This window comes from Mesorhizobium sp. CNPSo 4670 (genome assembly GCF_057784235.1).
Genome location: NZ_JBWJFQ010000001.1, coordinates 67,206 through 89,000 on the forward strand (window position 1 = coordinate 67,206; position 21,795 = coordinate 89,000).

A 21,795-nucleotide genomic window follows, 5' to 3' on the forward strand; every position below is an offset into this window, starting at 1 on the left:
TGCCCGACAATCTGGGCTGAATTTGAAATCGGGCAGCGGAGGCTGTTGCCATGTCATTTCGTTTCGCAACCGCTGCGGCCTGCCTGCTGGTGACCGTTGCGCCTGCTTCCGCAGATGTCCTCTGGGGCGTCAACGGCCATCCGATAACCGCCTATCCGGGCATCCCGGTTGAGTTGCAGCTCGACTTCGTCAAGAATCTCGGCCTGAAATCATACAGGGTCAACATAACCAGCGAAGACAACGCAGATATGCTTGCCGCCCTTGTCGACGCCGGAAAGGCCAGAGGGATCGAGATCCTGCCTTTGATCACCCCCGCGGGCATCGACCTGGACAAGGATACTCCGGACGAGCTCTACGGGAAGACCCGGAAACTGGCGATCGCCCTTGGCACCAGGTTCAAGAGCGATATCCGCGTTTGGGAACTTGGCAACGAGATGGAGAACTACGCCATCATCAAGCCCTGCGAGAAACGCGACGACGGCTCGCAATATCCATGTGGATGGGGACCTGCAGGAGGAACCGGAGCGCTCGATTACTACGGCCCGCGCTGGGTTAAGGTGAGCGCCGTCCTCAAAGGTCTGTCCGACGGCATGACAGAGGTCGATCCGGGCATCAGGAAGGCGATTGGCACCGCCGGATGGGGCCACACCGGCGCTTTCGCGCGGATGAAGCACGACGGGATCGCCTGGGACATCTCGGTCTGGCACATGTATGGCGACGACCCGGAATGGGCTTTCCGCGAAATCTCGGCATACGGCAAGCCGATCTGGGTCACCGAATTCAACAGTCCCAATGGAAGTCAGCGCGGCGAGCGGCAGCAGGCCGATGGTATCAAGCAGACAATGACGCGGCTTCGCGAGCTCAACGAGAAGTACAAGGTCGAGGCCGCGCAAATCTACGAACTGTTCGATGAGACCTACTGGGCCCCCGGCTTCGAAGCCAATATGGGACTGGTGAGGCTCACCGCTGCATCCGAGGGCAAATGGAGGGTCGGCGAGCCGAAGCCCGCCTACAAGACGGTGCGTGACTTCACCCGCGGCCCGCAGCCGCTGCCCAAGCCGCATCGCGAGTGCGATCCAGAGACGACCGCCGCGAACAAGTCCCCATATGTGAGGCAGGCGAGCTTCGCCTACTGCCTCGTGCTTGGGCGTGAGGGCGACACCGAAAGCGTGGATCAGTGGTCGGCTGCTCTTGAAAGCGGGGACAGGACGATCGCTGGAATGGCCGTGGAACTGATGCGCTCGGACGAGTTCCAGACCAGCTATGCTACGATCGGCCTTACCGACCGCGCCTACATCGGTTTCCTTTACATGCTGTTTCTCAACCGTCCCGCTGACGATTATGGGATAGAAACCTATTCCCGGCAGCTGCGCGCGGGGACCATGACACGCGAGGATTTGGCCTTCGGCATCATCGGTTCATCGGAATTCAAATCCCAACACGCTGCCACCCGCGAAGCGTCCGCAGCGCCGCCCCCCGGGTGAGCAAGAGGAGCGTCAAGGCAGTGCGCCTCGCATCTGTTCTGATGGCCAGCGCCCTTTTGGCGGCTATGGCGACCGGAAGCTTGGCCTGTGAGCGCTCTGGCGGGACAAAGTTCCCGCTGCGGATCGAATCCGGAAAAAACTACCCGGTCGACAGGGAAGGCCATCCGTTCTTCATGCACGGAGACTCGCCCTGGTCGCTGATCGGCGACCTGACGGACGAGGACGCTTACCTCTACCTTGAGGACCGCAAGGCTCGCGGGTTCAACACCGTTCTGGTCAACCTCCTCGAGCACCGATTTTCCCGCAACGCGCCAGCAGACGCGTATGGCGACAGACCATTCGCCGACAACCAAGATTTCGTTGTTCCCAACGAGGCATATTTCGCCCATGCCGATCGCATCCTGCAGAGGGCTTGCGATCTTGGTTTCCTGGTGCTGCTCGCTCCGGCATATCTCGGATATGGCGGTGGCGGTGACGGTTGGTATCAGGAAATGGCGGCTGCAGGGGTAGGGGATCTTGCCGCCTACGGCCATTTCGTAGGACGTCGCTACCGACGCTTCGATAACATCATGTGGGTCAACGGCGGCGACTACAATCCAGCGGACAAAGATCTGGTCACGGCTCTCGCCAAAGGCATCATGGACGAGGACCCCGATGCTCTCAGCACCTTCCACGGCCATTCCGATACAGCGCCGCTCGATTTTTGGGGTCAAGAAACCTGGCTGAAGGTGAACAACGTCTTCACGTACGGCCCGGTCTATACGGCAGCGATCAGAGAGTACGATCTCGCCAGGGGTATGCCTTTCTTCCTGATCGAAACTGCCTACGAATTCGAATACGATGCCGACGAGTACCGGATCCGCGTCCAGGCTTACCAGGCGATCCTCTCGGGCGCATTCGGGCATCTCTATGGCAACAACCCGATATGGCATTTCGAGGGGCCCGGCCTCCATCGGCAGACCATGGAGTGGAGGGAGGCCCTCGACAGTCCCGGCGCAAAGAGCATGGAGGTGCTCATCGCCTTTATCTCGTCGATAAAATGGTGGCTGCTCGAACCCGACAGCAAGAACAGATTTCTTGTCGAAGGCATGGGCAAGGACATGGGGAGAGCGGTCGCTGCGATGGCCAAGGACGGCTCCTACGCCGTCGTCTACATGCCCAGCAACGAGGCCGTCACCGTCGACCTCGCGCAGCTTTCGGAGACTATCGTCCACGCCCGCTGGCGCGATCCCACCAGCGGGGAATTGACGGATGTCGAAGGTTCCCCTTTCAAGGCGGAGCGCACAGCTTTCAAGCCGCCAGAGCTCAACAGCCGCGGCTACCCGGACTGGATTCTGGAACTCACGCCTTAGTGTCCTATGGAGCAAAGCCGACGCCGTGCACGAGCTGCGCGCAGTCAGCGAAGGCCAGGTGTGCGCCAAGACAGCAAGGCGAGGCAGCGGCGTTCGCCAACTGGGGTGTGGATCCGGCTCATGCCGGTCGCCGAAAGGATTAGCCGCGCACCATCCGAAAGAGGTAGCGGGCGGCGAGGCTTCGTCCAACGGGCCATCCTGATCGCCTATTGGCGTTCTCCCTCACTGTTTTCAGCCCAAGTAGCCTCTGCGCGATCATATCCGTTGGGGAAAGGTGTGCGATGAAAGTCATGGTAACGGGCCATCAAGGCTATATCGGCTCGGTGATGGTGCCTATGCTGCTCCGCGCGGGGCATTCGGTGACGGGTTACGACAGCGATCTCTACCGGCGCTGCACCTTTGCTTCGGGCGGAGAGCAGGCTTCCGTTCCCTCCATCCAAAAGGACGTCAGGGACGTGCAAGCGCGCGACCTCGAAGGGGTCGATGCCGTCATCCACCTGGCGGCTCTTTCCAACGACCCGCTGTCCGACCTCGATCCGGACATCACCTACGAGATCAACCACAAGGGCAGCGTTCGTTTCGCGAAGGCGGCCAAGGAGGCCGGCGTGTCGCGCTTCCTCTTCGCCTCGTCGTGCAGCAATTACGGCCAGGCGGGCGAGGGGATGGTCGATGAAACGGGCGAGCTGAACCCGGTCACGCCCTACGGCTGGTCCAAGGTGCTTTCGGAGCGGGATATCTCCGAATTGGCCGACAGCAGCTTCTCTCCGACCTATTTCCGGCCGGCCACCGCGTACGGCGTGTCACCCCGGCTCCGCTTCGACATCGTGCTGAACAATCTGGTCGCCTGGGCCGTCACCAAAGGCGTGATCCTCCTGAAGTCCGACGGGACACCGTGGCGGCCGATCGTCCACATCGAGGACATTTCCAGGGCGTTCATCGCCGGACTGGAAGCGCCGCGCGCGGTCGTCCATAACGAGGCCTTCAATGTGGGACGGACGGACCACAATTACAGAATCCGCGACATAGCCGAGATTGTCGCCAAAGTCGTGCCGGGCTGCCGGCTTGAATTCGCGTCGGATGCTGGACCCGACAAGCGGTCCTACCGCGTCGACTTCGGCAAGATCGCGCGCTCCCTTCCTGCCTTCAAGCCGCAGTGGGACGCGCGCAAGGGCGCCGAACAGCTTTACCAGGCCTACGGCAAGTCCAATGTCACTCTCGAGGAATTCGAAGGACCGCGCTTCCAGCGTATCGGCCACATCCGGTATCTTCTGGCCAACCGGCTTCTGGATGAGCGGATGCGGGTCACCGAACCTTCGCGAAAGCTGGAGGCAGCGGCAAGCTAACCGGAATGGAACACATAACCCCCGAGGGACTCGGCCCGCCGCCGTCTTCCATCGACCTCGGCCAGGAAATCTATGCCTTGGCCGAACGTCTCTTTCCGATTTGCAGGAGCATCACCGGGGACGGTGTGCGGCAGACGCTGGATATCCTGTCGGGGCACGTCGACCTGGACCGGCATGAGGTGCCCACCGGCACGCAGGTGTTCGACTGGACGGTTCCAAAGGAATGGAACGTCCGCTCGGCCAGCATCATAGGCCCGGACGGGCAAACGGTCGTGGAATTTGCCGACTCTAACCTGCACGTCGTCAACTACAGCGTACCCTTCAAGGGGATCCTGCCGCTCAACGAGTTGATGTCGCATATCCATACGCTGCCCGACCAGCCGCAAGTGATCCCCTACCGAACCAGCTACTATGCCCCGACATGGGGCTTCTGCGTAGCTTACGACCGTGTCGCCAAAATGCCCGACGGTCTCTACCGGGTGGAGATCGATGCCGAACACAAGGACGGCAGCCTCACTTACGGCGAATACCTGCACCGCGGGCAGACCGAGCGGGAATTCCTTCTTTCGGCGCACATCTGCCATCCGTCACTGGCCAACGACAACTGTTCAGGCCTGGCCCTGCTGGCGACCCTTGCGAAAAGCATGAAGGCAAGAAAAACACGATACAGCTACCGCTTCCTGTTCGCTCCGGGCACGATCGGGTCGATCGCGTGGCTGTCTCGCAACGAGGGCCGGACACATCTCATCGACCATGGTCTGGTGCTGTCATGCGTGGGGGACGCGGGACGCCCTGCATACAAGCGCAGCCGGCGTGGCGATGCCGTCATCGATCGCGCCATGGCTCATGTGCTGGGGCGTGAAGCCGGGGCAAAGTTGATGGATTTCTCCCCCTACGGCTATGACGAGAGGCAATATTGTTCGCCGGGCTTCAACCTTCCGGTCGGCATGTTCCAGCGGAGCGTCCACGGCACCTTCCCCGAATACCACACGTCGGCTGACAATCTCGACTTCATCAAGCCGGAGTACCTGGAGGATTCCTTCCGTATCCTGACCGACGTGATCGACATCGTCGAAGGGGATTGGACGCCGTTGAACCTCTGTCCCAAGGGCGAACCACAACTCGGCAAGCGCGGCCTCTACGCCGCCCTGGGCGGACAGGCGTCTTCGGGAGCAACCTCGATGTCCCTGCTTTGGGTGCTCAATCTCGCCGACGGCCAGCATTCGCTTCTCTCGATGGCGGAGTGCTCGGGTCTGCCGTTCAGGGAACTGGCCGCCGCCGCGAGAATGCTGTCGGATCACGGTCTGCTGGCTGCGGCTTCATAAGGCTCCAGCGACCGTTCTCGGCTTGAGCAACGGCCACGCCTTGTCCCTTTCGGACATCGCCGTCGGCATCAAAGGCCAGGCTATCGAAAAGGCAGGGTCGTTGTAGCGGACGCCCGTCGACGCATGAGGCGTATAGAATTGCGATATGAGATACGAGACCTCGGCATCGTCCGTAAGGGTCTGCAGCCCGTGGGCGAAGCCGGCAGGGATGTAGACCTGCTTCATGTTTTGGGGCGTCAGCTCGAAGCCCAGCCAGTTGTAGCGTGTCGGCGAGTTCGGGCGCAGATCCACCACGACATCGAAAATCGCGCCGCGGACACAGGAGACGACCTTCACCTCGGCGTACGGGTCGTCCTGGAAATGCAGCCCCCGCAGTGTTCCCTTTTTGACCGAGTGTGCGCGGCTGTGCTGGACAAAGCGCGTCGCCAGCCCGCAATCGGCCATCTCCTTTTCACAGAATATGCGGGTGAAGGAACCGCGATCGTCAACCACCGGTGTAGGCTCGATCAACCAGACACCCTTCAGCTCAGTTTCGGTAAACCGCATGTCTGCCTAAATCCCCAGTAGCCGGGCCCAGTTAGCCGGGCTAGCACCGCGGTCGGATTGTCGGCACCACCTGCCTGGGCTGGAAGAGCTACCTAAGCCTTAGGTGGCTTCTCCGATCGCGGTATGCCCGGCCGACCGCATTACCCCGTTCGGAGGTCCTTGCGCAGTCATTGCCCCCGCCGTTTCCCTATAAGGATTAAGGCACCCAACGGATTGGCAAATCGAACTCGCGGGGCGCCCCGTCCTAACCTGCGTTGAAAAGATGCACTCCCTGCGGAGCGCGGCGGGCACAGGTTCATCGTCAGGCCACCGCGTCTCCGTTTTTTCAAACCAGGGCGACAGAGGGGTACGGAATGAATATTCAGGCTGTCGAGATTGCTCGCGACCAGAACACGGCACGCCGCAGTGTCAGCTGCAGGCTGTGCGGATCGCGCCTGCGCCACAGTCTGGTCGACCTGGGCATGTCGCCACCTTGCGAGAGCTTCCTGCAGGCCGACCAGCTCGACCAGATGGAACTCTATTATCCACTCAATGTCCTGGTCTGTGAGCGCTGCTACCTGGTGCAGCTCAAGGAGTATGTGAGCCCCGAGACGATTTTCAACGAATACGCCTACTTCTCTTCCTTCTCGACAAGTTGGGTGGCCCACTCGAAAGCCTATTGCGAAGCGATCACGAAGCGACTTGGGCTTGGCGCCGACAGCTTCGCGGTAGAACTCGCAAGCAATGACGGCTACCTGTTGCAGCACTTCCTGCCGCTCGGCGTTCCCGTGCTTGGCATCGAGCCGGCGGCCAACGTTGCGCGCGCTGCGGTCGAGAAGGGCGTGCCCACCCGGGTCGACTTCTTCGGGGTGCGGCTGGCACTTCAGATGGTGGCCGAAGGGCTCCGCGCCGATCTGATCATCGGCAACAACGTCCTGGCGCAGGTGCCCGACCTCAACGACTTCGTCGCGGGAATAAAGATCCTGCTCAAACCGGAGGGGGTGGTCACTCTCGAGTTCCCGCACATCGAGCGGCTGATGATGGAGAACCAGTTCGACACCATCTACCACGAGCATTTTTCATATTTCTCACTGCTGACGATAGACCTGATGGCAGCCCGCCACGGGCTGCGGTTGATCGACGTCGAGGAACTGCCCACCCATGGCGGCTCGTTGCGTGTTTATCTCGCCAACGAGGACAGCAGCTGGGCCACGAATGACAGTGTCGCCGAACTGCTCGAGCGCGAAAAAAGGCATGGGCTTACGGAAATGACGACCTACGCGTCTTTCGGCTACAAGGCGCAGCGTGCGAAGCGCGATCTCCTGGCGTTCCTGGTTTCGGTTAAAAACGAGGGCAAGACGATTTGCGGCTACGGCGCGCCTGGCAAGGGCAACACGCTGCTCAACTACTGCGCCATCGGCACCGACTTCCTCGACTTCACGGTGGACCGCAATCCTTACAAGCACGGCCGCTTCACGCCTGGCATGCATATCCCGATCAAGCCCATCGACGCGATCGACCAGGCCAAGCCAGACTACATCCTGATCCTTCCGTGGAACCTGAAGGACGAGATCATTCAGCAGATGCACCATGTCGCCGCCTGGGGCGCGAAATTCGTGGTGCCAATTCCTTTTGTGACAGTGATCGATCTATCGGAGTTACGGAGATGAAAGTCGTCCTTTTCTGCGGCGGCCGCGGGACCCGGATCCGCGACTATTCCGAAAGCATACCAAAGCCGATGATTCCGCTCGGCCACCAGCCGATCCTGCGCCACGTCATGCAGTGGTACAGCGATTACGGGCATGACGAATTCGTCCTGTGCCTGGGCTACAAGGCCAACGTCATCAAGGATTTTTTCCTGAACACCCGGCCACAGACCTTTTCCGATTGCGTGGTTACGCACGGAGGCCAGGACGTGAAGCTGCTGGGTGACACGGTCAAGGACTGGAGCATCACCCTGCTCGATACGGGCATCTGGCGCAACATCGGAGAACGCCTCTGGGCTGCGAAGGATCACGTCAAGAACGAGAAGATGTTTCTGGCCAACTACTCCGATGGCCTGACCAATGTAGACCTCGACGATGTGATCGCGAAGTTCGAGGCCAGCGGCAAGATCGCCTGCTTCCTCGCCGTGCGCGCGCCGCTGACATACCATTTGGCCGACATTGCTGAAGACGGTCGCGTACGCGAGTTCCGCACGACGGAGACGTCCGAGATCTGGATCAATGGCGGCTACTTCGTGTTCCGTCCCGAAATCTTCGACTACATGCGTGACGGCGAGGAACTCGTTATCGAACCTTTCAAGCGATTGATCGATGACAACATGCTGATGGCGTACAAGCACGACGGGTTCTGGCGTTCGATGGACACGCTGCGTGATTGGCAATCGCTCGAAGACATGGTCGAAAAGGGGGACATGCCCTGGAATAGGAGGGTCACCGCGGAGAAAATCAGGCGCAGCATGGTGATGGCTGCATCATGAGGGGACTCGGCCTCGCACGTCGCGGGGAGAAACTCTCGATCCTCTGCCTTGGCGCCCATTCCGACGACATAGAGATCGGTGCGGGAGGCACGATCCTCGGGCTGATCGCGTCGGGGGTCGAACTGGATGTCGACTGGTGCGTACTGAGCGCCGGCCGCCAGCGGTCTGCCGAAGCCAGGGCTTCGGCAGAGGCCTTTCTCCAAGGATCGCACTCGTCCACGGTCCACGTCGCCGATTTCGAAGACAGCTACTTTCCGACCCATAGTCGATCCATCAAGCAGTGGCTGATGGATCTAAGATCGCGGGTTCATCCCGACGTGGTGTTGACCCACGCCAGGTTCGACGCCCATCAGGACCACCGGGAGGTCAACCAACTGACCTGGAACGTCTTCCGCGACCACCTGGTGCTCGAATACGAGATTCCGAAATGGGACGGTGATCTTTGCCAGCCCAATGCCTACGTGCCGCTTACGGCCAACGTGCTGGAACGCAAGATCGAACTCCTTCACGAGCACTTCGGGACGCAGCGCTCCAAGGACTGGTTCGACCGCGAAACATTCGCCGGCCTTGCCAGGTTGCGCGGGATGGAATGCCGGGCACCCGAGCATTTCGCCGAGGCGTTCACGCTTCGAAAGGTCAAGATTTTTTAGCGGCTTTTCACATATTTTTTCGCCAAGGAGAGAATGGTGGATGACCGATGAATCGGGTGAAAAGGGGGTTGAACTGACCGGACGATCTGTTACTTAAATCGCTGCATCTGAGTGAAAAATACCACAGAAACGGGCCATCGATCCTATGGCTTTCCTTTCTGCCTTTTCTGCCTTCCATTTTGAAATTGAAGGGATTTTTATCAAAATGGGCAATGCAATCATTGCGCCGGGATTCTCTTTCAGCGAAGCTCGCATCGGAACGGTCGAGGGCGGAGAATCCGGGGTTCTAGTGTGGAAATCCGACCAACTGGTCGCCGTGCTTACCCAGATCGACGAGGAAGCCTACTGCACGAAAGGCAAGTGGTTCCTAGAGACCGGCTTCGGCCTGCTGAGCGGGCTGCACAAGAACTTCGATACGATCGAGGAAGCCGTTAAGTGGGTGGGCATATACACCTTCCCCGAGCCTGTTCCTGCAGTAGATTGATCGGCGGCTTCCGCGGCAGCAAGGCGCCTGTGCAAGCCAGCGATGGCTTCGGCCCGTGTCCTGTACCTCACTCGCCTGAAGGGCCTTTTGACAGCCCGCACCTTGCTGCTTCCGCAATGGAAGTGAGATTCTGTCCCATCCCCTCATGCGGAAACAATGCGGGATGGCCGCATAAGGGTCCGTCTTTGGTCCAAGAGAACCAGAAAGCAACGCCTTCGTGGCGTCAGGATGTTGCCGCGAGCCGGGCTTCAGATTGCACCATGGTCGCATTATTCGCGGCTGGAGGGTTCTCTGGAGTCGTCATTTCAGCTCGGCCGTCACCACTGTTAAAACGCCGGAAGACAACCTGCGTGGGGCGGCCTACCAAGAAACGGCTCGGTCCCGATTCCAGGGCCTGCGCATAGACCGCCAGTGCACCGTCGACGGCCTCTATCGTCTTCATGACGGCCGCGTCGTCATGGGTGTAGCTGACGACGAGAGACGGCATGAGCACTCCACGCCTGATCGTCTCCTGCAGGAACAGCGAGCGGTATGCCTGTGACGGCTTGCCGTTGGGATCGAGCGTGGCATAGGCAAGGCAGCAAGAACGGCCGACAACCTTGAAGTGCCCATCCACCCCATGCCGTCTGGCAGCCTCTGCGATCCCCGCCCTCAGTTTCGTCCCCTGACGGTGCAGGTGTTCGATCACGGACTCGTTCTGGTAAGTCCGCATGGTCGCGATCGCCGCCGCAAGCGCATGGGTCTCGGCGCCATGCGTGGTCGACAGCAGAAACACCCTTGGGCGGTCCGTATGCTCGAGGCCGCCGAGCCGCATGTATTCGCGTTTGCCCGCCAGCGCCGAGACCGAAAACCCATTGCCAAGTGCCTTGCCGAATGTCGACAAGTCCGGCTCTATGCCATAGAGCTTCTGCGCCCCGGCCGCATGCCATCTGAACCCGGTGATCATCTCGTCGAGAATGAGCAGTGCGCCCTTTTCCCTGCAGAGACGCTGGACTTCATGCAGGAATCCGTCCACCGGATCGTCGCCGCGGGAAGGCTCGAGGATCAGGGCGGCCAGCTTGCCGGGGTGCCTGTCGAACAAATCCTTTACGCTGGCGATGTCGTTGTACCGGAAAGTGACGGTGAGCTTTCGGACCGCCTCCGGAATTCCGGCATTCATCGGCGTTGTCCCGATGAACCAATCGTCTGTCGAAAAGAAGGGATGGTCGGCGCAGCAGGCAACGAGATCGCGACCCGTGTAGGCGCGGGCAAGGCGAACGGCTCCCGAAGTCGCATCCGATCCGTCCTTGCAGAACTTCACCATCTGCGCGCCGATGAGCTCCAGGAACGTCTCGGCGCAGTCGACCTCGATCCTGGCCGGCCGCGTGAAATTGGACCCACCTTGGAGGGCCGTCTCCACGGCTCTGACCACGGTCGGGTAGGCGTGTCCCAGCCCGACGGAACGGTTGCCCATGCCGTATTCGATGTACTCGTTCCCGTCGACGTCCCAGACATGGCATCCCAAGCCACGCTCGATGAAGCCCGGCGCGAGGACGGGATACTGGTCTTCGCCTTTTGCGTAGGTGTGGCTACCGCCCGGGATCAGCTCACGACCGCGTTCCTGCAGGCGCACGGATTTGCGAAAACGAAGGCTTTGCTCAGACATGCCGACCACTCCATTCCGGCAGCAAGTCTACATGCTCGGCTCAGGATTTCGCGTTCTCCATAAGGTCAGCGGTTAGCACTTATGGTGGATACACAGGCGGGCACCGACTGTACCGAGCAAATGGAACAGCTTTTCAGGGTGCCACACAACGAGATCATCGCTACGGATCCAGGCGTTTCGGAGCACTCCGCAAATGTCCACCTGCGGCACACTGTCGGGAGTTAGGGGCAACGATCCGCGTCGAAGCGCGACCGTATATCTCGGCCGGCGCCCGACGCCATTCAAGGCAACGGAAATCCATCGGCCGTCATTGATTGAATCTGTAGTGCGGTACAAATACGACCCGCCAGGGTTCACCCAAGGCGGGTCGTCTTATTGTTTGCGATCACTCTTCGGCCAGAGCGCCTTCTGCGAAGAGATCATTGACCTTGTAGGCCACTTCCGTGCGGTTGCTGGCCTTCAACTTCTTCATGATGTTTCGGATGTGGACCTTCACGGTGCTTTCGCGCAGGTTCAGCTCGTAGGCGATGATCTTGTTCGCCTTGCCGCGCCGAAGCGCCTGGGCAACCTCTGCCTGCCTGAGCGTGAACATGCCCGTCAAAGGCTGCGTGTCGCGGCTACCTGAACCTATGAGGTGCCGCATGGAAAGGACACTGCTCGCCGGGACGAAGATGCCTCCCGCTGCCGCAAGGTTGATCGCCTCGACACAGACGTCGATCCCGACCGAGGTCGGAATGTAGCCGCGTGCGCCGCATTCGAGAGCCGTCAGTATCTGTCCAAGGTCTTCGGTGTCAGCAAGGATGACCACGGGGACCGACTTGAACTCGGACGAAATGTGCCTGATCTCGTCGGCGATGCCATGATCGGTGACCTTCCGGCCGCCAAGGTTGAAGAGGATAGCTGCAAGTGGCGGGGCTGCCCCCTTCTTCATGCGCCATTCTTCGATCGACCCCATGGCGACGACCGCCATGCCGAGTTCGTGATCCTCGAGGGCCGATGCAAGACACTCGCGGTCCAGTGCCCTTCCGTCCAGCATGAGAAGGTATTGCTTGCCTGCCTGCTCGTGGACATTTTCTATTCCGCTAGACGGAACTCCCGATTGATTTGTCGAAGTGTAGTTGTGCAGTCCTACTGTTGAACCCATACTTATACCCACCCTTTCCCCAACGAAAGCCGCTTAGCGGCGCCCAACAAAGCCCCTCATCTCTTGAATTGAAAGTTTGATACCCAACCCATTTTAAAGCTTCAGGCCGTTACCCCAACCTGGAGCCTTGAGCAGTTCTTGGCTGCCGACATGTACAGCAGCTTGGGCAGTCTATGGGCTATCCATAAGCAGTCTCTAACTTAGGTTAATTTTCGGTAAAATTTTTAAGTCTGTGTATGAAACGTACACAGTGGGTCCCGGAGCGCTGCGAGACCTTGAATGGGACGGCCCGGTCGTTCCCAGGGCGCAGCTCCGCACGGCGAACCCGCCGTCAAGCCAGGTCCCAAGAAGTTGATTTGGAACGGCAAGCTGGATCCGCCTGCGGGCAGGCTGAGTGGAAGAAATGAAGTCCTTCACTATATAGCTTCACAGACCCCAAGACGAGGCCTGGTCTCAGGCGTTTCCCTGGGGATTGGCCTCGCTGAGCCACTTCACATCCAGAACCGTCCCGTCAACGTGGATCACGGTTTCGAAGGCCTCTATAAGCCTTTTGGCGGCTTTGCTGGCAATGTGGGACTCGGGATAATTTGCCTCCACTACCCGCGCCCGCTCGTAAACTTCCTTGAGTTTCGTGACCTGCTTGGGGCCGAATACGCTCTGTACAACCTGAGTGGTCATACCGCTTCTCCTCCTGGTGCTGGAACTCAAACAACCCGCCCTTTGCCCAGCGCTCCCACAATTTCATCATTAACACAGGATTTTGCAACTGAAAGCAAAAACAAGCCTGCAACCGTACTGTAAGATTACTATTTTCTTTGGTCGAGGCGTTCTTTAGTAGGCGTTCGCGGACCGAGGGTTAGCCGTTTGCAGGAGGCGTAGGCCGGACTGCCGTCGCGAAACAAAGAAGCCCACCGACCCGCTGGTCACCCCTCGCTCGAAAACGAAAGGCACTCCTTTCACATCCTCCGATCTGCCGCCGTGCATTTTACATCGCAGCAGCCGTGACCGGGACATTCAGCTTATTCAACCTTTGAGCGTACGCCAGGCGGATGATCACACTTCGGTACCCACCGCAGGGAGGGGTACCTGCACGTCCAGCAGATGCGGGGGGCAGGCTACGTCCTTTGGCTCTCTTGCCCGCGATATCCATCTGCCGAAAGATGGGTGGTCGGACGGCTTCCTGCGTCCGCACAGTCCGGGGCCAAACCAAGCGGGAGGCTCGATCAACAATGCAGGTCTCTTTGGTGGGGCTGCTGGTGTGCGCGGCGATTTTGGCCGTTGCCCGCTATTCCAGGGGAATGCTGATCATCGGGCTGATCGCGTCCCAGGCGTTCGGTGCGACCGCCATCGTGACGCTTACCTTCCTAGGAGGGTCGTCTCCGCTGATCTACACCATGTTTGCGGCCCTGCTCGTCATGGCCGTGACAGTCAGGCGGCGCATCTGGTTCGATCTTGGAAGTGTGTTCGGGAGCATCCGCCCGGTCTGGGTTCTCACAAGCCTCATGGCTTACGCAATCATCGGGGCTTGGCTGTTTCCAAGATTCTTCGCGGGACAGACCGCCGTCTTCGTGCAGTCGAAAACCCGAGGCGCTGTCGTAGAAGCGTCCTTGGCCCCGGTTTCGGCCAACACTTCACAGACGGGCTACTTCATTCTTGGCGGGCTCACCGCCATCGCGCTTTGTGTGCTGCTGCTCCACTCGCAAAGGATCGACCAGGTCCGCCGCGGCTTCTTCTTGTGGTGCGGTCTGCACACGGGCTTGGGGCTGGTCGATTTTATCGGCAAGAATGTAGGAGCGGGAGACTTGCTGGCCCCGATCAGAACCGCCAATTACGCACTCATAACGGAAGCGGTCGAGCAAGGATTCGTGCGGATTACCGGGCCATTTGCGGAGGCCTCTTCGTTCGCCAGCGTTTCCCTCGCCTGCCTGGCATTCTGCTACACCTACTGGCGAAAGACCAAGTCACGCCTTGCTCAGTGGCTGGCGGGCATCCTGCTCTTCCTGACCATTCTGTCGACTTCATCGACCGCTTACGTCGGTCTGACTCTCCTGTGCCTTCCGGTCGCCTTCTCGATGTTGGTTTCAGTCCTCAGGGGGCGGGTTGAGCGCGAGGACATAATGGTAACCGCTCTGATGGCGATAGGCGTGGTCGCCATCATGGGCATCAGCCTCTACCATGCCGGAGCCTTGGAGCCTTTCGTCAGGCTGATCAACAGCACCATCATCAACAAAGCGGATTCTGCCTCAGGCCATGAGCGCACCTATTGGAACGTCAAGAGCCTGCAGTCCTTCCTGGACACAAGCGGCCTTGGCGTCGGTTTCGGCAGTTCCAGGGCATCAAGCTGGCCGATCGCAGTCCTTTCCCAACTTGGCTTGTTCGGATCGCTGATGATGGCGATCCTGCTCGGCGTCCTGGTCGGCGGATTGGGACGGATGCGGGAATGGGTGGACCCAGAAACCGAAGCAGTCGTGACGAGCGTCAGGAATGCTTCCCTCGCCGGCATAATTGCCAGCTCCCTGTCGGGTGGCAGCGCCGATCCTGGCATCCTCTTCTTCATCGCACTTGCCGTGGTTTGCGCCACGAAGGTCCATGCTCGACGTACGTTGACAGCGTTTGAGCGAACCGCCTGGCATCAGACAGCGGTAGAGGCAGCATGAATGGTCTCGCCGTCTGGCACGGTGTAACCATGGCGTAGCAACGGTGGCAACTCCGCTCCACGGGATCGCCTCGTCGGCTGAGGAACGGACAGTCCCGCCAGCCTAGTTGGTCTTCAGCTTGCCGACCCGGTTTTCGGCGATCCAGCGGGCGGCCAGCACAAGCGCGCCCATGCTGAAATCCTTGCCATGCCTGGCTACCATCTCCTCCGACAGTTTGGCCAACCGTTCGAAGAATTCGTCCTTGCTCTCGTCCTCGGCGGTGAGTTCGGTCTGCATGTCATCCTCCTGTTTCATGTGGACTGTGTCCGCTATTTGAACAACTGCGCGGGAAAGGTGACGATCGCGGCGGTGCCGTCGACGGTGCCCATCGCCAGATGCCGCCCGTCGCCGGACCAGGCGAGAGCGGTGACAGCGCTGCCCAGGGGTCTGACGAGAAGCTCGTCGCGTGACCCGATCTGGGCGAGGATGATACGGCCGTTGGCGTAACCCGCGGCAATCAGCTTCTTCTCAGGGTGCGCCGCCACCGCTTCGACCAGAACCAGCCCGGCGCGACCCGTCTCCAATGCGCCCGAGGTTTCGCCGCCAAATGGCGGGGCGTTCATCGACCAGCCGGCGATCCGGAACGCGCCCGAGGCAAACAGCGCATTTGCCGGCGCGCTCCAGCACACCGTCCGAACGGGCGATGGAAATCCCGCGACGATATCGGCTCGGCCATCGGCCAGGCTGATCAGCGCAAAGCCGCCGCTCTCCAGCCCGCAGGTCAACCAACGCCCATCGCCGCTCCAGCGGATCGATACCGGGCGCGATGAAAGAGAAATGTCTCGTATCAAGGCGGCGTCGCCTTCGACCGACCAGATCGACAGGCCCCCATCAAGGCCGCAGGCGAGGCGTCTCCCGCCGGGCGAGAACGCAAGGGCGTCCATGGACGATGTCGTGGCACGTTTCAGCTTCACCGCATCGCCTTGGCCACTCGACAGGAAGACATCTTTTCCATTGCTGACGGCTGTCAGCGTCGCCCGGGCGCTGTAATCCATGGCCAAGATCGGCCCGTCGATCCTGACGAGGGGGTCCGCGACTTCACCGCCGGCGGTCAGATGCAACGCTTCGCCGCTGGCCGCGCCGACCAGAAAGCTTGAATGCGCATCGGCGCAGAGCGGCACGTCGCCATCTCCGAATGCCGCCGTGGCGATCAATGGCACTGGTGGCTTTTCCCGGGGGCGGATCGTCGTCTGGCCGAGATCGTTGCTCACCCTGATCCGCGACTCCGGCGGCTCGTGATCCGCGACCGCGGCAATGGCGACGGTTCCGTCGACGGAGGTGAAGGCGACAGCCGAACCGTCGGCGCTGAAGCGCAGATCGGCGATCGCCGACGGCCGCTGCCAGCTGCGGGCCAGAAGGTCGAACAAGGTCAGGTTCTGCATCGTCTGCTGGTTCATGCCATCTCTCCCGTCAGTTCTCGTTCGCTGTTGCGGCAAGCCGGCGATCAACGTCCTCGATGTCGCCTTCGGCCGCGACGATGCGGTCCTCGCAAGCCGTGCATGCCTGCATGATCGCCGCAGCACTTCGCTCTGCCTCATGCAAATCCTGCACCAGTTGCGCGCCGGTGCCGCTTCTGCCGATTTCCAGCTCCAGGCGCAGTACGTCCATTTCGATGCCGGCGCGTTTCTGGTTGAGGCGCATCGCTTCGGCAGTGAGGGCGGAGACGCCTGCGACGAGGTCAAGCCGGCGGGCAAGCAGCGCGTCACGCCTGGCAGCATCGGGTCCGCCGGTCATTTCTCGCTCCCCAAAGGCCCGGGTGGCTTTTCGAAAGCCGACAGCAATTTGGGCAACGTGCCGGCCTGCGAATGGAACTGTCTTTCGGCCGTCTCGATGTGGCTCTTGAGCTGGTCCCAGATGTCGACGCGGATCATCGATGTCGTGTCGCCGGTCAGCCGCTCGATCTCGTCGACGCGGAACTGGCGTGTCAGCGAAACGCCGGAAAACACGAAGTCGCGCAGCAGGATCGCATGGTTTTCGATGAACAGATGGATCATCGGATGCGTCTCCGTGGTGACGCCGCCGGCGGCAAGCTCGGCCCGGATGAAGTCCTGGAAATGGCTCTGCAGGCGGTGCTGGCTCTCGCCCATGAAGCGCATGACAAAGACCAGATCGCGGGGCATCAGCTTGACAAGATCGCCCGTGACGCCGTCGGCATGGCTGGACATTGGTCGGGGCGGCCCGCTCCTGTCCTTATCGTTTGGCATGGTCTCTCTCCAGCGCCAGGCCCGCCCATGGGCCGTTGGCATCAAATAGTAGAGAAAGACGAAGAATTAAATAGATGGTCCGCGTATTTTGATATTTGCTGCAACGGCTAACTAGATATGTTGCGGTTGCGAATATATGGATAATATTACAGTCGTAAATTACATCTGTAAAATAACGTTACAGTTTGCTGCCTGCTCATACGTCGAAAAGATGGCGATCCTGTTTTAGGCGCTGGCCGCGGACCTCGTTTTCAAACTGGCACGACGCTTGCTTTGATTATTTTCACAAGAAGCCCATCGCGCTTGGCGCGGTGCCAAAAGAACGAAGGAACGGAGGAAGCAGCGTTTCGATACGCCCATCGCAAATGCGGTTGGCGTCGCGGGTCTCTGCCAAAACGCCTCGAAAACCTTTGCCGCGATCCACTTGAATGGCCGGACCATGAGTCGCGCCTCAATGCGCAGCCCGTTGTCATGCCGTTCGCACTCTCACTGGCGGTGCTTTGTGCCGCTTCATGCCGGGGTCAAGGGACCCGCGGCCCCAACCTGGTGGAGGCTTATGACCATGACGTCTCTGACGCTCAACAAGATTACCTCGCAACGCGGAATTTCCGTCGGCGAGGCGACCAAGAAGATTGCCGATCTTGGCTGGAATCCTTCCTACGTGCAGGAAGCGATGACATTTCCGACCGACTACAAGATCAACAAGACGCCGCGCGACCCGATGAAGCAGGTCCTGCGGTCCTATTTTCCGATGCAGGAAGAGAAGGATAACCGCGTCTATGGCGCGCTCGATGCGGCATTGCGCGGCGACATGTTCCGCAACGTCGAACCGCGCTGGGTCGAGTGGATGAAGCTGTTCCTGGCCATCATTCCGTTTCCGGAAATCTCCGCCGCCCGCTCGATGGCGATGGTCGCCCGCATCGCACCCGGCGAGGAACTCAGAACCGGCTTCACCATGCAGATGATCGACGAGTTCCGTCACTCGACCATCCAGATGAACCTGAAGAAATGGTACATGGAGAACTACATCGATCCGGCCGGCTTCGACATCACCGAGGAAGCCTTCGGAAAGTGCTACGCCACCACCATCGGCCGCCAGTTCGCCGAAGGGTTCATCACCGGCGACACTATGACCGCCGCCTGCATGTACCTGACCGTGGTGGCCGAAACCGCCTTCACCAACACGCTGTTCGTCGCCATGCCTTCGGAGGCCGCCCGCAACGGTGACTATGCGCTGCCGACCGTCTTCTTGTCGGTGCAATCGGACGAGAGCCGGCATATCGGCAACGGCCACTCGCTCTTGATGGCGGCGCTCAAGGAACCGGAAAACCACCTGCTGCTCGAGCGCGACCTGCGTTACGCCTTCTGGCAGAACCACGCGATCGTCGATGCCGCCATCGGCACCTTCATCGAATACGGCACCACCAACCGCGACAAGAACAAGGAGTCTTACGCGGAAATGTGGCACCGCTGGATCTATGAGGACTACTACCGCACCTACATGCTGCCGCTCGAGAAATACGGCATCAAGGTCCATCACGACGACGTCCAGGCGGCCTGGGAACGCATCACCAAGAAGAACTATGTCCACAAGGTCGGGCAGTTCTTCGCGGTCGGCTGGCCGGTCAATTTCTGGCGCATCGAAGCCCAGACCGACAAGGACTTCGAGTGGTTCGAGCACAAATATCCCGGCTGGTACGCCGAATTCGGCGACTTCTGGAAATGGTACGCCAAGCTCAGCCACAAGGGCGAGAAGGTGCTGCTGTTCAACAGCGACGTCGGCTACGTCTATCCGCACCGCTGCTGGTCCTGCCTCGTTCCCTGCCTGATCCGCGAGGACATGGTGGTCGGCGAGATCAATGGCGAACTCTACACCTTCGCCCACGAGCTCGACCGCTGGACTGCCACGGTCGCCTTCGCCGACGAGTATGAGGGCCGTCCGACGCCCGCGATGGGCCGCTTCAGCGGCAAGCGCGAGTGGGAGACGCTCTATGACGGCTGGGATCTGGCCGACGCCATCAAGGACCTGAACTTCGTCCGCTCCGACGGCAAGACGCTGGTCCCGCAGCCGCATCTGCGCTTCGACGACAAGGAGATGTGGACGCTCGACGATGTGCGCGGCAACACGCTCGGTTCGCCGCTCAACGCGCTGCGCGCCATGTCGCCCCCGGACCGTGAGAAGCACCTGGCGGAATACCGGGCCGGCTTCACGATCAACCCCTGCAACTGATCAGGCCAAAGGGGGGCGGGTTCGTCCCGCCCCTACCTTTCACTGGAGGTCCGTATGTCGGAAACCCACACGGTCAGGCTCAGCCCGGTCGACGTCGAATTCGAGGTCGAGAATGGCGAAACGGTGCTCAACGCCGCATTCCGCCAGGGCATCGCCCTGCCGCACGGCTGCAAGGAAGGGCAATGCTCGGCCTGCAAGAGCGTGTTGCTCGAAGGCGAGGTCGACATGCTGAAATACTCGACCTTCGCACTGAACGACATGGAGAAGGAGAGCGGGCACGTCCTGTTATGCCGTTGCATCGCCTACTCCGACCTGGAAGTCGAGCTTCTCAACTACGACGAGGAGATTCTGGCGAAAGCGATCGCCGTGAAAACGTACAAGGGCCGGATTGCTCGCATCGAGCAGCTGACCCACGACATTCGCGGCATCGAAATCGAACTCGGCTCCCCGATGAAGTTTTGGGCGGGGCAATATGTCGACATCACGGTTACCACGCAAAAAGGGGAGACGATTACGCGCTCGTTCTCCATGGCAAATACGCCGGACCAAACCCAAAAACTCTCCTTCATCATCAAAAAATACCCTGAGGGAAAGTTCTCGGGAGAACTCGATTCCGGAGGCATCAGGGCCGGAGCCGAAGTCACCGTCGTCGGACCCTACGGAACCTGTTTCCGCCGCGACGAACGGCAAGGACCCCTGATCCTGGTCGGCGCCGGGTCGGGTATGTCGCCGATCTGGTCGATTCTCAACGACCACCTGAAGAGCGGCGAGAAACGTCCGGTCTATTTCTTCTACGGCGCCCGCACCCGCAACGACCTGTTCTATCTCGACAGGATCGCCGAGCTGGTCGGCAATCATTCCGACGTCACCTTCATTCCCGTGCTGTCGCACGCGAATGACGACGCCGAATGGCAGGGCGAACGCGGCTTCGTGCACCAGAGCGTCGACGCCACGCTCAAGCAACTGGCGGTAGACGGGCAGGGCGATGTCCATGCCTGTGGCCCGCCGCCGATGATCGATGCGCTGCAGCCGGTCCTGTTCATGAACGGGTTCGAAACGGAGCGGATCTTCTTCGACAAGTTCACCACATCGGCAGGTGCAACGCCGGCCCATTGAGGGCGGCAGTGCCAAGCCAACCACAACTGCAACAAGGGAGAGAGATTATGCCTGCAACCTCGAGTTCAGTCGGATCCGGAGCCGCCGGCGCGGCGATCTTCGCCGATTCAGATAGCCGGAAATACCGGTATTTCGACCCGAAAGGCCAGCGAGCCACCCACTATGAGGACATGACGGTCGACGTGCAGCCCGATCCGGAGCGCTACTTGATCCAGGACTGGATCATCTCCTTCGCCGACGGCAAGGGCGCCTATGTCAAGCAGAACACCGCCGCGCAGAGTTCCAACTGGCATGCCTTCCGCGCCCCCGACCAGGAATGGGAGCGCACGCACTACCAGCGCCAGTCGAAGATCGAGACGATGGTGCAGAGCGTCATCAACAATGCCCGGAAATCGGGCGCGCCGAAGACCTTCGACAAGGCCTGGGTCAAGATCCTGCAGACGCAGCTCGGCGCCTGGAAACACGCCGAATTCGGGCTCGGCACCTCGCTGATGCAGGCGCAGCGCTACGGCTACACCCAGATGATCAACAACGCGACGCTGACCAACTCGTCCTACAAGCTCCGGCTTGCCCAGGACATCACGCTCTACCTTGCCGAGATCGGCATGGACCTTCCCGGCTGGGACGACGAACTCGGCAAGAAGGCCTGGCTCGAGGACAAGAACTGGCAAGGCACGCGCGAAGCGGTCGAGACCATCATGGGCGCCACCGACTATCTCGAGCAGTATTTCGCCATCAACATCGTCTTCGAGCCGCTGGTGGGCGAAGTGTTCCGCTCCGGCTTCCTGATGCAGATTGCCGCTGCCAACCACGACTTCATCACGCCGGCGGTGATTTCGGCGGCCGAGGCCGACTACGAGCGCAACCTCGCCAACACGATCGACCTCATCCACATGCTGGCCAATGACGAGAAGCATGGCGCGGCGAACAAGAAGCTCTTCCAGGGCTGGGTCAAGAAACACGGCGCGCTCGCCGACAAGGCAGCCACCGGCCTGCAGCCGATCTGGTCGATGCCGCATTCCAAGCCGGTTGCGTTCGCGGATGTCCGCGCCAAATCCGAGGAGCGGATTGGCCAGATCCTCGGCGAACTCGGCCTCAAGCGCTGAAACAGGAGA

20 protein-coding genes are annotated in these 21,795 nt (G+C 60.3%); 12 read left to right on the plus strand and 8 right to left on the minus strand.

Annotated features, from left to right (window positions below; genetic code table 11):
- The first annotated feature begins 50 nt into the window (after positions 1 to 50).
- From AC0ZT5_RS00280 to AC0ZT5_RS00295, 4 genes are all read left to right on the plus strand, one after another.
- Positions 51 to 1,484 (plus strand): DUF4214 domain-containing protein, encoded by a 1,434-nt coding sequence (locus AC0ZT5_RS00280; protein ID WP_488494787.1) that lies wholly within the window; start codon positions 51 to 53, stop codon positions 1,482 to 1,484.
- A 41-nt stretch (positions 1,485 to 1,525) separates the two neighbouring features.
- A complete protein-coding gene (locus tag AC0ZT5_RS00285) occupies positions 1,526 to 2,836 on the plus strand; it encodes a glycoside hydrolase family 140 protein (protein WP_488494788.1) in 1,311 nt (436 codons plus the stop codon).
- 281 nt (positions 2,837 to 3,117) lie between these two features.
- Entirely contained in the window at positions 3,118 to 4,179 is a 1,062-nt protein-coding gene (locus AC0ZT5_RS00290; RefSeq protein ID WP_488494789.1) for an NAD-dependent epimerase/dehydratase family protein, read from the plus strand.
- A 5-nt stretch (positions 4,180 to 4,184) separates the two neighbouring features.
- A complete protein-coding gene (locus tag AC0ZT5_RS00295) occupies positions 4,185 to 5,504 on the plus strand; it encodes a DUF4910 domain-containing protein (protein ID WP_488494790.1) in 1,320 nt (439 codons plus the stop codon).
- Here the strand turns inward: AC0ZT5_RS00295 and rfbC are convergent.
- Positions 5,499 to 6,050, minus strand: coding sequence for a dTDP-4-dehydrorhamnose 3,5-epimerase (gene rfbC / locus AC0ZT5_RS00300; RefSeq protein ID WP_488494791.1), 552 nt, complete (start codon positions 6,048 to 6,050; stop codon positions 5,499 to 5,501). The two genes, AC0ZT5_RS00295 and rfbC, sit on opposite strands and share 6 nt — an antisense overlap.
- A gap of 353 nt (positions 6,051 to 6,403) precedes the next feature.
- On the opposite strand from rfbC, the gene AC0ZT5_RS00305 reads away from it, so the two are divergent.
- From AC0ZT5_RS00305 to AC0ZT5_RS00320, 4 genes are all read left to right on the plus strand, one after another.
- Entirely contained in the window at positions 6,404 to 7,699 is a 1,296-nt protein-coding gene (locus AC0ZT5_RS00305) for a methyltransferase domain-containing protein (protein ID WP_488494792.1), read from the plus strand.
- On the plus strand, positions 7,696 to 8,511 hold the full coding sequence (locus AC0ZT5_RS00310) for a sugar phosphate nucleotidyltransferase (RefSeq protein ID WP_095080663.1): 816 nt from the start codon (positions 7,696 to 7,698) through the stop codon (positions 8,509 to 8,511). Before AC0ZT5_RS00305 ends, AC0ZT5_RS00310 begins: the two co-directional genes overlap by 4 nt.
- Positions 8,508 to 9,161 carry a PIG-L deacetylase family protein gene (locus AC0ZT5_RS00315; RefSeq protein WP_488494793.1) on the plus strand — a complete coding sequence of 218 codons (654 nt, stop codon included), beginning with the start codon at positions 8,508 to 8,510 and terminating at the stop codon, positions 9,159 to 9,161. The genes AC0ZT5_RS00310 and AC0ZT5_RS00315 overlap by 4 nt, the downstream gene beginning before the upstream one ends.
- 145 nt (positions 9,162 to 9,306) lie before the next feature.
- Positions 9,307 to 9,645, plus strand: a complete 339-nt coding sequence (locus AC0ZT5_RS00320; protein WP_478348959.1) for a hypothetical protein — start codon at positions 9,307 to 9,309, stop codon at positions 9,643 to 9,645.
- A gap of 223 nt (positions 9,646 to 9,868) precedes the next feature.
- Here AC0ZT5_RS00320 and AC0ZT5_RS00325 read toward each other — a convergent pair whose 3' ends face one another.
- From AC0ZT5_RS00325 to AC0ZT5_RS00335, 3 genes are all read right to left on the minus strand, one after another.
- On the minus strand, positions 9,869 to 11,290 hold the full coding sequence (locus tag AC0ZT5_RS00325; protein ID WP_488494794.1) for a glutamate-1-semialdehyde 2,1-aminomutase: 1,422 nt from the start codon (positions 11,288 to 11,290) through the stop codon (positions 9,869 to 9,871).
- Positions 11,291 to 11,675: 385 nt separating this feature from the next.
- Positions 11,676 to 12,434, minus strand: coding sequence for a LuxR C-terminal-related transcriptional regulator (locus AC0ZT5_RS00330; RefSeq protein ID WP_477289939.1), 759 nt, complete (start codon positions 12,432 to 12,434; stop codon positions 11,676 to 11,678).
- Between the two features lie 453 nt (positions 12,435 to 12,887).
- Positions 12,888 to 13,112: a hypothetical protein gene (locus AC0ZT5_RS00335; RefSeq protein ID WP_095080680.1), complete on the minus strand. Its 225-nt coding sequence runs from the start codon at positions 13,110 to 13,112 to the stop codon at positions 12,888 to 12,890.
- A gap of 551 nt (positions 13,113 to 13,663) precedes the next feature.
- Between AC0ZT5_RS00335 and AC0ZT5_RS00340 the strand changes: the two genes are divergently transcribed.
- Positions 13,664 to 15,091 (plus strand): hypothetical protein, encoded by a 1,428-nt coding sequence (locus AC0ZT5_RS00340; protein WP_488494795.1) that lies wholly within the window; start codon positions 13,664 to 13,666, stop codon positions 15,089 to 15,091.
- 102 nt (positions 15,092 to 15,193) lie between these two features.
- Here the strand turns inward: AC0ZT5_RS00340 and AC0ZT5_RS00345 are convergent, their stop codons facing one another.
- From AC0ZT5_RS00345 to AC0ZT5_RS00360, 4 genes are read right to left on the minus strand one after another with little or no spacing between them, the layout of a single operon-like run.
- Complete coding sequence (locus tag AC0ZT5_RS00345; protein WP_167458684.1) at positions 15,194 to 15,367, minus strand: hypothetical protein; 174 nt, start codon at positions 15,365 to 15,367, stop codon at positions 15,194 to 15,196.
- Positions 15,368 to 15,399: 32 nt separating this feature from the next.
- A complete protein-coding gene (locus AC0ZT5_RS00350; RefSeq protein WP_488494796.1) occupies positions 15,400 to 16,527 on the minus strand; it encodes a WD40 repeat domain-containing protein in 1,128 nt (375 codons plus the stop codon).
- Positions 16,528 to 16,540: 13 nt separating this feature from the next.
- Positions 16,541 to 16,864: a hypothetical protein gene (locus AC0ZT5_RS00355; RefSeq protein ID WP_488494797.1), complete on the minus strand. Its 324-nt coding sequence runs from the start codon at positions 16,862 to 16,864 to the stop codon at positions 16,541 to 16,543.
- The gene (locus AC0ZT5_RS00360; RefSeq protein WP_488494798.1) at positions 16,861 to 17,334 is read right to left on the minus strand and encodes a hypothetical protein; all 474 of its coding nucleotides are present in this window, start codon (positions 17,332 to 17,334) and stop codon (positions 16,861 to 16,863) included. The genes AC0ZT5_RS00355 and AC0ZT5_RS00360 overlap by 4 nt, the downstream gene beginning before the upstream one ends.
- A gap of 556 nt (positions 17,335 to 17,890) precedes the next feature.
- Here AC0ZT5_RS00360 and AC0ZT5_RS00365 point away from each other — a divergent pair.
- Genes AC0ZT5_RS00365 through AC0ZT5_RS00375 form a run of 3 tightly spaced genes read left to right on the plus strand, consistent with a single transcriptional unit; the run spans position 17,891 to position 21,786 of the window.
- Positions 17,891 to 19,564 carry an aromatic/alkene/methane monooxygenase hydroxylase/oxygenase subunit alpha gene (locus tag AC0ZT5_RS00365; RefSeq protein WP_488494799.1) on the plus strand — a complete coding sequence of 558 codons (1,674 nt, stop codon included), beginning with the start codon at positions 17,891 to 17,893 and terminating at the stop codon, positions 19,562 to 19,564.
- Between the two features lie 54 nt (positions 19,565 to 19,618).
- Positions 19,619 to 20,680, plus strand: coding sequence for a 2Fe-2S iron-sulfur cluster-binding protein (locus AC0ZT5_RS00370; protein WP_488494800.1), 1,062 nt, complete (start codon positions 19,619 to 19,621; stop codon positions 20,678 to 20,680).
- Positions 20,681 to 20,727: 47 nt separating this feature from the next.
- On the plus strand, positions 20,728 to 21,786 hold the full coding sequence (locus tag AC0ZT5_RS00375) for an aromatic/alkene monooxygenase hydroxylase subunit beta (protein WP_095080697.1): 1,059 nt from the start codon (positions 20,728 to 20,730) through the stop codon (positions 21,784 to 21,786).
- Positions 21,787 to 21,795: the final 9 nt, after the last annotated feature.